The sequence below is a fragment of the Nocardia sp. NPDC060220 genome, assembly GCF_042727815.1.
Lineage (GTDB): Bacteria > Actinomycetota > Actinomycetes > Mycobacteriales > Mycobacteriaceae > Nocardia.
Genome location: NZ_JBHWZY010000150.1, coordinates 1 through 10558, shown reverse-complemented (window position 1 = coordinate 10558; position 10558 = coordinate 1). Strand labels below are relative to the sequence as shown.

Sequence of the window (10558 nt, the reverse complement as noted above, 5' to 3'; positions counted from 1 at the left end):
GAGCTTCAGGCCGGTGCCGTGGACACCGTGCTCCTCGATGAGGGCGAGCTCCTCGGCGGTGAAGTCGGGGAAGTCCAGTGCGGCGGTGTTGTGGTCGAGCTGGGCCACCGAACTCACCCCGATCAGTGCCGAGGTGACTTCGGGACGGCGCAGCACCCACTGCAACGCCAGCTGGGCCAGCGACTGCCCGCGCGCGGCGGCGATCTTGTTCAGCTCGGCGGTGCGCTGCCGGTAGGTCTCGTCGATGACATCGGGGGACAGGAACGTGCTGTTCTGCGCGCGAGCGCCGTCGGGGATGGTTTCGAGGTACTTGTCGGTGAGCAGGCCCTGGGCCAGCGGCGAGTAGACGATCACGCCGAACCCGTCCTGGGTCGCGGTGTCGAGCAGACCGTTCTGCTCGGGGCGGCGATCGTAGATCGAGTAGCGGGCCTGGTGGATCAGCAGCGGGACACCGGCGGCGCGCAGCTGCTCGGCGATCTCGTGGGTGCGGTCGGGCAGGTAGTTGGAGATGCCGACGTAGAGCGCCTTGCCCTGCTGAACCGCGCTGACCAGCGCGCCCACGGTCTCCTCGAGCGGAGTGTCGAGGTCGGGGCTGTGGTGGTAGAAGATGTCGACGTAGTCGGTGCCGAGATCGCGCAGGCTGTGCTCGAGGGAGTTCAGGATCGACTTGCGCGAGCCGCCGCGCAGGTACGGGCTCGGCCCGATCGCGTTGCCCGCCTTGGTGGACAGCACGATCTCGTCGCGGTACGGCGCGAGGTCCTTGGCGAGCACCCGGCCGAAGTTCTTCTGGGCGGCGCGGTGCGGGGGACCGTAGCGGTCGGCGTTGTCGAAGTGGGTGATGCCCAGATCGAAGGCGTGCAGGATGATCTCGCGCTGGGTGGCGAAGGCGTAATCGGTGCCGAACTTCTGCCACAGCCCGAAGGAGAACGCGGGCAGGTCGAGGCCGGAGGTACCGGTTCGCCGGTACGGGACCTTCTCGTAGCGGTCTTCCGCGGCGGTGTAGGAGCGGTCGAAGGGGCCGTAGCTCATCAGGGATCTTTCTCTCGGTGGATCAGAACAGACCGGTGGTCGGGGGTTGTTCGCCCGTCAAGTGAAACGCGCCTGCGACGGCTTGCTTCCATTGGCGGGGGTTGTGGTTGGCGGCGGTGCGGGCATTGCGCCAGTGCCGGTCGAAGCCGAGGGCGCGGTCGGTGATCGATCCGCCACCCACGTCGAAGACGAGTTCGGCTGCGGCGAGCGCGGATTCGATGGCGATCACGCCCGCCTGGGCCACCTCGACCGCCGCCGCCGCACCTGCGGCTCTGGCATCGTCGCCGGTGCGCCCGCGGACGCCCTCGAGGGTTTCGGCGGCCAGCAGGACCACCGCGCGCGCCGCCTGGGCGCGGGCGGCGATCTCGCCGACGGTCTGGCGGACATAGGGATCGTCGAGGCTGCTGGTAGCGGTGCTGTGTTTGATCGGGCGGGCCTTCTCCCGCACGTAGGCGACGGCGTCGTCACGGGCTCGCGCGGCGATACCCGCCTGCACGGCGGCCAGATACAGCTGGGCGTAGGAGCCCTGCCACGGATTGTCGGGTTCGGTCGCCGGCGCCGGGGTGATCTCGTCGGCGCTCACTCGCACCCCGGTGAACCGGGTGGTCCCGCTGGCGGTGAGGCGCTGGCCGACCGCGTCGAAGTCGTCGAGTCGTCGCACCCCCGCGCGATCCACCGGCACGGTGAACCGCAGCACGGTCCCGTCCTCGGTCTGTGCCTGCGTGGAGAACCAGTTCGCGTACAGCCCACCGGTCGAGTAGTACTTCTCGCCGTCGATCACCCAGTCCACGCCGTCAGGGCGGGCCGTCGCGTTGACCTGCCCGCTGGCACCGCCCGTGCGTTCATTGCTGGTACCCGCGAACAGGTCTCGGTCGCGTAGCCGTTGCAGCGTCTGCTCCCGGTGCGGCAGGTCAGGTCTGCCCGCCACCTGGTTCGCGGTCAGAAAACTGCTCCGCAATGCCTGCGCCACACTGGAATCGGCCCGCGCGATCTCGATCACCAGGTCGCTGACCTCGCGCAGCGACCCGCCCGCCCCGCCTTCTGCGGTGGCGATGCCGGTCAAGGCGATCCCTGTCTCGGCGAGCGCGCGCACCTGTGCGAAGGCGTAGTCGCGGTCGATCTCGCGTTGCCGCGCCGTCTCGGCGAGCTGCCGCAGGATCGGCGCCGCGGCGGCTCGGATGCCCGCCACCGTGAGCGGATGGTCGAGCCTTGCCGACGGGGCACGCTGTGGTGTCTCTGCGATTTCGGTATCCGGCGCGGTGCCCTGAGTCGGGCCGATCGGCAGGCTACCGCTGCTGATACCCGGCACGGCGTCGAGTACCGGGAGAGAGGACGCGGCCGGTGCTGAACCGGTCGCGCCGGGTTCGAACAGGGGTGCCGATTGGTCGACGGCGGTCATCGCGCGCCGTTCTGCGCGGCGTCGGCTGCCGCGGTCGCCTCGCCGTTGGTCGCGGCGACGGTGGCGTCCGGTGTGACCACCGAGGGGCGCTGCCGGTAGTAGCCCGGCACCGGCGCGTTGCCGTTGACAAGGAAGTCGCCGAGCACGCGCGGCTTGTAGATGACCGGGTTGTGCGAGGCGAGGGTGCGGGCATTGCGCCAATGCCGGTCCAGATGCACGCTGTTGCGGATCGTGGAGGACCCGCCCGCGTCGAAAGCCCTTGTCGCGGCATCGAGTACGGCCTCGATCACCGCGATCTGCGCGGCGGAGGCATCGAGGTAGGCCCGGGTGTAGGCGGCCTCGTCCCCGGCGGCGTGCGCGGCCTCGAGTTGCTCGGCGGCGTGCCGCAACAGGGTTTCGGCGGTGAGCCTGCGGGCTTCGAGAAGGCCGATCACCGACAGGACGTCGGGATCTTCGGTGGCCTGCTGGGTGAGCGCGTGCAGACTGGTGCGGGTGCGACCGCGCACGATCTGCGCCGTCTCGGCGACGATGCTGCGCGCGATCCCGGTCAGATTCGCCAGGTGCACGATCTGGACGAAGGAATCCAGACCGCGCAAGGACTCCTTGTACCGGCCGATATCGCCGTGCTCCTCGACCGGCACATCCTCGAAATAGGTCGTGCCGCTGCCGGTTTGACGCTGACCGATGCCGTCCCAGTCGTCGGCGTGGGTGACGCCGGGGTGCCGGGCCGGGATCACCACGAAACCGCGGGTGCCCTCGTCGTCGACCACGGCCGCGCGGATGTAGTCGGCGAATCGCGCGCCCGTCGAGTAGAACTTGGTGCCCGAGACCACGCGCACGCCGTCCTCGCCCACCCGGGCGCGCGTGGTGGTCACGCCCCAGCCCGCGGATTCGCCCACCGCTTCGGCGACCAGTGCCGAGGGCTCGGACTGCGCGTTGCCGAACACCGCGCCCGCACCGACCGCCCGGAACCAGTGCTCGCGCACCACCGGATCGGTTTCGGCGCGCAGGATCTCGGTGGTGGTGAAATGCCCGCGCCAGATCTGCGGAATATTGGAATCGGCCTGCCCCGCCTCGGCCAGCAGCCCGAACAGCGTCGGCAGGTCGACGTCGAAACCGCCGTACTCCACCGGCACCCGCAATCGGCCGAAGCCCGCGTCGGCCAGCGCCTGGATCAGCGCGTCGGGGTGCTCGAAGGCGAGGTCGCGCTCGCCCGTGCCGGGGACGAACTCGGTCAGGATGGACCGGATGCGGGGGAGTGCCTCGGCCAGGGTGGCGGGCGCGATGGTAGTGGTCATGACAGTCCTCCGATGAGGTCGCGGCCGGCGATCGCGTCGAGCAGACGCACGGTGTAATCGTCGGCGGGAGAGGAGAAGACCTGGTCCACGGTGCCTTGTTCGACGATGCGGCCTTCGCGCATCACCGCGACACGATCGGAGATCGCGCGCACCACGGCCAGGTCGTGAGAGATGAAGACGTAGGTGAGCCCGCGTTCTTCCTGCAGGCCGCGCAGCAGGTCGAGGATCTGCGCCGCGACCGAGACGTCCAGCGCCGAGATGGGCTCGTCGAGCACGATCACCTTCGGCTCGAGCACCAGCGCGCGAGCGATGGCCACCCGCTGACGTTGCCCGCCCGACAATTCGCGCGGATGCCGGTCGACGAAATCGGCGGGCAGGGCGGCGGCCTCGAGCGCGGCCACCACCCGATCCCGATTCGGCCTGCCGCGGCGCAGCCCACGGCGCGGCTCGAACGAGCGCAGCGGCTCGTCCACCACGTCGTAGACGTCGAAGCGCGGATCGAACGAGGAATACGGGTTCTGGTACACGATCTGCACGTCGCGGCGCAGCGGACGGAACTCCCGGCGGCTCAGCCGGGTGATGTCGGTACCGAGCAGTGTGACCCGACCCGAGTCCGCCTCGGTGAGCCCGGTGAGCACCCGCGCCGTCGTCGACTTCCCGCTGCCGGATTCGCCCACGATGGAATAGGTTTCGCCGCGTCGCACCCGGAACGAGATGCCGTCGACGGCGGGTACGCCGCCGTAGTCCTTGCGCAGCTCGTCGACCTCGATGACCGTCTCGGTGCCGACCGCGACCGGCGTGCGGTCGCGGACCCACGGCCGCCGCGACGGCACGCTGTCGAGCAGTCGCCGGGTGTAGGCGTGCTGCGGGTCGGCGACCAGCTGCGCGGTCGGCCCGAACTCGACCAGCTCGCCCTGGTGCAGCACGCCGATCAGGTCGGAGCGATCGGCGGCCACGCCGAGATCGTGAGTCACCAGCACCACGCTGGTCCCCGTGCGCAGCCGGACCTCGTCGAGCAGGTCGAGCACCTGCTTCTGCACCGTCGCGTCCAGCGCCGAGGTCGGCTCGTCGGCGATGATCAGATCCGGTTCGGCCGCGACCGCGGCGGCGATGAGCACCCGCTGGCGCATACCGCCCGAGAGTTCGTGCGGGTACTGGCGATAGCGGCGCTCGACATCGGTGAAGCCGACCAGCTCGAACAGTTCGTGCACCCGTTCGCGGCGAGCGTCGGCATCGAGCTCGGTGTGCAGCCGCAGCACATCCTCGACCTGGTGGCCGACCCGGCGCACCGGGTCGAGCGAGACGGTCGGATCCTGGGGGATCAGGCTGATCGCGCGTCCCCGGATCGAGCGCCAGCCTTTCGCGCTCAGCTCGGTGAGGACTTGGTCGCGAAAGGTGATGGTGCCGCCGGTGACCTCGCCGTTGCCGGGAAGCAGCCCGAGCACGGCGTGGGCGGTGGTGGTCTTGCCCGAACCGGACTCGCCGACCAGCGCCAGCACGGTGCCGGGCGGGACGTCGAAGGAGACGTCGCGCACCACCGGGGAGACCCGGTCGTCCACCCGGTAGCCGACGCGTAGGTTCGCTACGCGCAGCACCGGCCGCACCTCGACTTCTTGTGTAGGCGTTGATATTGCGTGGACGACGCTCATGTGGAGCCCCTCCTGGAGAGATGGCGGGACAGGTGATTGGTCGCCAGCACCATCACCACGATGGTGAGCCCCGGCCACAGCGTCAGCCAGCCGCGCGTGGCGATGTAGTTGCGACCGTCGGAGACCAGCCGGCCCCATTCCGGGTCCGGCGGCTGCGCACCGAGCCCGAGGAAGCTCAGCGAGGCGATCCAGATGATCGCGATGCCGAACTGCACGGTGACCAGCGAGACGGTCGGCGCGATCGAATTGGGGATCACGTGTCGCAGGAGAATCGCGCCGGTCGAGGCCCCGCTGGTGGTGGCCGCCTCGACGTAGGTGCTGGTGCGGGCCTTGACCACCTCCGAGCGGATGAGTCGCGCGAAGGTCGCCGACGAGGTGAGCCCGACCGCGATCCCCGCCTGCCACACTCCGAAGCCGAGCAGCACCACGATGGTGATGGCCAGCAGGAAGCCAGGAATCGACAGCACCACGTCGATGAGCCGCATCACCGCGCTGTCGGGGAACCCGGCGAACCAGCCCGCGACCGCGCCGAGCAGGGAGCCGACGAGCACACCGACACCGACGGCGATCGCCGAGCCCAACAGTGAGGCCCGCGCGCCGTAGACGATGCGCGCGTAGAGATCCCGGCCGAGCTGATCGGTGCCGAACCAGTGTTCGCCCGAGGGCGGCTTCAGCTTCTGGGCCGGATTCACCGCGAGCGGGTCGTAACCGGTGAACAGCTGCGGCACGATCGCCCACGCCAGGATGGTGACGACCACCAGCAATGCCAGCGCGACCGTCCAGTGCCGACGGGTCCATCGCAGCGCGGACCATGCCCGAACCGCAGGTTTCGTCGAATCAGGCTGGGCCGGAACAGCTTCGATCTTGTCGAGTGTCGTCATGGCATCGCCACCTCGGCAGGCAGTCGACGCGGCACCGCCGCGACGACCGGAACGGAGACGGTGGCCTGCTTGCGTACGGCCGATCGCGACCGGGTGACCCGGTGCGTGCGCCCGTCCACCAGCACCCGCGGATCGATGAACGGATAGGCCAGGTCCACCGCGAGATTCACCAGCACATAGGCCAGCGTCGAGAGCAACACCACGCCCTGCACCACCGGCAGGTCCTGGGTGTCGACCGCGCCGACGGTGAGCTGGCCGATGCCCTGACGCGCGTACACCGACTCGGTCACCACCGCACCGGCGATCAGCTCACCGAAGGCCAGCCCGAGCAGCGTGAGCACCGGCAGCGACGAATTGCGCAGCACATCCTTGCGGAAGATGTAGCCCTCACCCGCGCCCCTGGCCGCCACCACGTGCACGAACGGTCGCTGCCGGGTCGTGCGCACCGAGGTGGCGAACACCTGGGCCAGTGGTGCGGCCACGATCAGCCCCAATGTCGCGGCGGGCGCGATGAGCGCGAGCACTGTGCCGTCGTCGACCGAGGGGATCAGGTGCCAGCGGAACGAAAGATATTGCAGCACCAGCACACCGACGACGAAAGTGGGAACCGAGGCGAACAGCGCAGGCGCGGAATCGAAGACGCCGCGCAGCCACGCCCAGGGCGCGTAATTGGCTGCCACCGCGACGACACCGGCGAAGGTCAGCCCGAACACCAGGCCGAGTCCGGTCAGGGTCAGTGTCGAGGGCAGCGCCTCGGTGACCGCGTGCGTCACCGGCCTTCCCGAGGTGAGCGAGAAACCGAGGTCACCGTGCAGCAGGGCCCACAGCGCGTGCAGGTACTGCTCCCAGACCGGCCGGTCGAGCCCGTAGAACTCGAGCATCAACCGGCCCGCCTCCGGCGTGATCTGCGCCTCCGGGTTCTGGATGCGGTTGTTCACCGAATCCCCGGGCAGCGCGCTGAGCAAGATGAACGACAGGGTGTAGGCGGCCCAGAGGACCAGTACCGCCTGTACCAGCCGCCGCAGAACGTAGATGCGCATCGCCGGCTCCTACCCGGTGATCCAGGTGTCGTAGAGCCAGGTGCGGGCCGTGGACTCGGTGGTGAAACCGTGCACGGTCGGCGCCAGGCCGAACACCTGGGTCTCGTCGTAGAGCGGAATGGCGTAGCCCTCGCCGAAGACCCGGTCCTCGACCGCCTGGATGGCCTTGGTCCGCGCGGCCGGGTCGAACTCGAAGGCCTGCGCGCGCACCAACTCGTCGAGCTTCGCGTCCGGCACGGGCGCGAAGAACTCGTTCTGTGCGGTGCTGTCGAACGCGGTGCGCAGTACGTCGGCCTCGGCGCGCGAGGTCTGGCCCTGCACCAGCGCCCAGTTGTCGGGACGGGAATTACGGATCGACTCGTATTCGGTCTGCGACACGGTGTGGATCACCAGATCGACGCCTGCCTTCTTCCACTGGGACTGCAGTAGTTCCAGCACCGGCTGCGACACCTGGTAGAACGGTGCCACCCAGACCTCGAACTGCAGGCGCTTGCCGTCCTTGGCCCGGATGCCGTCGCCACCCTTCTTCCAGCCCGCGCCCTCGAGCAGCGAGTTGGCCTTGTTCAGGTCGTAGCCGAGGTACTTGCTCGCGTCGCCGCGATTGGGAGTGTCCTTGACCAGGATGCTGTTCGGGATCGGGTAGCTCGGCGAGAGCACCGTCTCGTTGATCTCCTTGCGATCGGTGGCGGCCTGAAGGGCCAGGCGCACCTCCTTCTCCACGATCGGCGTGGCCGAATCCAGCTGCACCGACAGCTTGTTGGTCTGGCCCTGCACCGCGAACGCCTCGATCCGGCCACCGTTGGCGGTCACCGTCTCCTCGTCGTAGGGGCTGATGTTGCGCGCGATGTGCGCCTCACCCGACTGCAGCGCACCGACCCTGGTCCCGGCTTCCGGCACGGTCTTGAAGACCACCCGCTCCAGGTAGGCCTTGCCCTGGTGGCCCGAACCCGTCGGCGCCCAGTTGTAGTCCTCGCGCCGCTTCAGGGTGATGCCGGTGTTGCCGGTGACCGACTCCACCACGAACGGACCGGACCCGATCCAGTTCTTGGCCTGACTCTGCCCGTTGAGGTCCCGCTCCAGGAACGGCTTCGCCAGAATGGACCCGGCCCGGTAGAACGAAGCCACCTGCAGGAAACCGGCATTGGGCTTGGTGAAGGCCACCTCGACGGTCAGCGGATCGATCACGGTCGAAGCCCGGTAGTCGGAGAAGAACCGGTCCGGCGGAACGCCGAGCGCCTTGTCGCCGAGAGCGTGCTGGTCGTAGTTGGCTTTCACGACCGCCGCATCGAGCGGGTCACCGTTGCTGAACGTGACTCCCGCGCGCAAGCGGAAGGTGTACTTCAGCTTGTCGGGGCTGACCTCCCACGACGTGGCCAGCCAGGGCTTGATCTCCCCGGTCTCGGGATCCTGCCAGGTCAGGCGCTCGGCAAGATTGTTGGCGACCTGACTGTTGGACCAGATCGAGTTGACCGGCGTCCACGCTGTGTACTCGATGGGATCGTAGAAGTTCAGCGTGCCACCGAAAACCGGGTCGCCTGCCGCCTCGTTCTGCGACGACGGCCCACCACACGCGGCCAGCACGGTGGCGAGGGCGATGGCCGCGGTGCCGGTGGCCAGAAGGTGACGGAATCGAATATTCCTCATGTGGTCGTGGGTCTTTCGTCGGAGCGGACTGTGTTGCTTACACTCCGGAGGTTAAGTCCGCGACCGTCACATTCCGCGATTTCGGATCGCCAAGAATGCCTACACCATTATTCAAGTTTCGCTTCACGATCGGGTGGCGTGCTCGATTCACTAAAACTGAACAAATCACGAAGTGCAACTTGGTTGTTCGCGGACTTGTCGTTGTGCAGACTTCGCGAAATGTCATCGAAAAGATTCTCCGCGGCGACGGTGCTCGTGGCCGTCACCCTCGTCGCCTCCGTGCTGACGGGCTGCGCGGCCTCGGGTAACCGGGTCGCGGGCAGCGACGACGCGGGCCCGCCGGTCGCCGGTGGGACCTTGCGTTTCGCCGTGCTCGACGCACCCGCCAACCTCGACCCGCATTCGGGCAGTTCGTATCCGGAGTCGCTCATCACGAGCAACATCACCGACAAATTGACCTACCAGAATCCCGAAACCGGGGTCATCGAACCGTGGCTGGCCAAATCCTGGGATATCAATCCGGAACTGACCGAATTCACCTTCCGGCTCCGCGACGACGTCACCTTCACCGACGGTTCGAAATTCACCGCCGATTCGGTGAAAGAGAATTTCGACCTGCTCGGATTCGGTGACAAGGCGCTGGGCATCGTGCCGGTGACCGCGTACTGGGTCGGCTACACCAGCACCACGGTGCTCGACCCGGCGACGGTCAAGGTCGTCTTCAATCGACCGAACGCCGGTTTCCTCCAGGCACTTTCGCTGTACTTCTCCGGCATCGTCGGTCACTCGACCCTGCAGCTGACCAAAGAGCAGCGCGCGCTGGCGCAGAATCTGGTGACCACGGGTCCGTTCATCGTCGCCGAGCACGTCTACCAGCAGAAAACGGTGCTGAAGAAGCGTCCCGGATATAACTGGGCGCCCGCCAGCCGCAAACACAACGGCGAGGCCTACCTCGACGCCGTGGAGATCTCGGTGATTCCCGAGGCCGCGGTCCGCACCGGTGCGCTGCGCGCGGGGCAGGTCGACGCGATCCTCGACGTCAACAACACCGACGAGGCGCCGCTGAAAGCCGAGGGCTACCGGATCGTGCCGCAGTTGATTCCCGGGCGCGATATCTCCTTCGACCTCAAGACCGACCGGTTCCCGACCGACGACCGTGCCGTGCGGGAGGCCGTGAAGCTGGGCTGGAACCGCGACGCGCTCGCCAAGACGGTGCTCACCTCGAGCTACAAGGTCTCGAGCTCGGTGATCTCCTCGCGCGTGCCCGGCCACGTCGACTTCTCCGCGGAACTGAAGCAGGACCGGACCAAGGCCGAGCAGATCCTCGAATCAGCGGGGTGGAAGAAGGGCTCCGACGGTATCCGGGTGGACGCGCAGGGCCGCCGACTCGAACTCGCCCTGCTTGGCATCAACAACCTGGTCAACAACAAGCCCGCCTACGAGCTGATCCAGCAGGATCTGCGCAAGATCGGCATCGACCTGAAACTCGACGTGCTGCCGATCCCGGACTACACCGCCGCCGCCACCCAGCAGAAACGCTGGAACATCCAGGTGGCCAACCAGAGTCGCGCCGATGTGGCGGTGCTCGAGCAGGTGTACTCGCCGCAGTACACCAACC

8 protein-coding genes are annotated in these 10558 nt (G+C 68.0%); 1 reads left to right on the top strand and 7 read right to left on the bottom strand.

Annotation, left to right across the window (positions count from 1 at the left end):
- The 7 genes from ACFWF3_RS10500 to ACFWF3_RS10470 form a co-directional block, all read right to left on the bottom strand.
- Positions 1 to 1029, bottom strand: a 1029-nt coding sequence (locus tag ACFWF3_RS10500) for an aldo/keto reductase (RefSeq protein WP_379313412.1), incomplete at its 3' end; no start/stop codon positions are given.
- A gap of 22 nt (positions 1030 to 1051) precedes the next feature.
- Positions 1052 to 2428, bottom strand: a complete 1377-nt coding sequence (locus tag ACFWF3_RS10495) for an acyl-CoA dehydrogenase family protein (protein ID WP_379313411.1) — start codon at positions 2426 to 2428, stop codon at positions 1052 to 1054.
- Positions 2425 to 3726 carry an acyl-CoA dehydrogenase family protein gene (locus ACFWF3_RS10490; protein ID WP_379313410.1) on the bottom strand — a complete coding sequence of 434 codons (1302 nt, stop codon included), beginning with the start codon at positions 3724 to 3726 and terminating at the stop codon, positions 2425 to 2427. The genes ACFWF3_RS10495 and ACFWF3_RS10490 overlap by 4 nt, the downstream gene beginning before the upstream one ends.
- Entirely contained in the window at positions 3723 to 5375 is a 1653-nt protein-coding gene (locus tag ACFWF3_RS10485) for a dipeptide ABC transporter ATP-binding protein (protein ID WP_379313409.1), read from the bottom strand. The genes ACFWF3_RS10490 and ACFWF3_RS10485 overlap by 4 nt, the downstream gene beginning before the upstream one ends.
- The gene (locus ACFWF3_RS10480; protein WP_379313408.1) at positions 5372 to 6256 is read right to left on the bottom strand and encodes an ABC transporter permease; all 885 of its coding nucleotides are present in this window, start codon (positions 6254 to 6256) and stop codon (positions 5372 to 5374) included. The genes ACFWF3_RS10485 and ACFWF3_RS10480 overlap by 4 nt, the downstream gene beginning before the upstream one ends.
- Positions 6253 to 7296, bottom strand: a complete 1044-nt coding sequence (locus ACFWF3_RS10475; protein ID WP_379313407.1) for an ABC transporter permease — start codon at positions 7294 to 7296, stop codon at positions 6253 to 6255. Before ACFWF3_RS10475 ends, ACFWF3_RS10480 begins: the two co-directional genes overlap by 4 nt.
- A 9-nt stretch (positions 7297 to 7305) precedes the next feature.
- Complete coding sequence (locus ACFWF3_RS10470; protein WP_379313405.1) at positions 7306 to 8940, bottom strand: ABC transporter substrate-binding protein; 1635 nt, start codon at positions 8938 to 8940, stop codon at positions 7306 to 7308.
- A gap of 255 nt (positions 8941 to 9195) precedes the next feature.
- On the opposite strand from ACFWF3_RS10470, the gene ACFWF3_RS10465 reads away from it, so the two are divergent.
- Positions 9196 to 10558: ABC transporter substrate-binding protein (locus tag ACFWF3_RS10465; RefSeq protein WP_379313404.1), on the top strand; the 1363-nt coding region annotated here is incomplete at its 3' end.

Bases quoted from the DNA above. Each gene is read 5' to 3' on its own strand.
- ACFWF3_RS10495 (WP_379313411.1), bottom strand. From the start codon at position 2,428: ATGACCGCCGTCGACCAATCGGCACCCCTGTTCGAACCCGGCGCGACC.
- ACFWF3_RS10490 (WP_379313410.1), bottom strand. From the start codon at position 3,726: ATGACCACTACCATCGCGCCCGCCACCCTGGCCGAGGCACTCCCCCGC.
- ACFWF3_RS10485 (WP_379313409.1), bottom strand. From the start codon at position 5,375: ATGAGCGTCGTCCACGCAATATCAACGCCTACACAAGAAGTCGAGGTG.
- ACFWF3_RS10480 (WP_379313408.1), bottom strand. From the start codon at position 6,256: ATGACGACACTCGACAAGATCGAAGCTGTTCCGGCCCAGCCTGATTCG.
- ACFWF3_RS10475 (WP_379313407.1), bottom strand. From the start codon at position 7,296: ATGCGCATCTACGTTCTGCGGCGGCTGGTACAGGCGGTACTGGTCCTC.
- ACFWF3_RS10470 (WP_379313405.1), bottom strand. From the start codon at position 8,940: ATGAGGAATATTCGATTCCGTCACCTTCTGGCCACCGGCACCGCGGCC.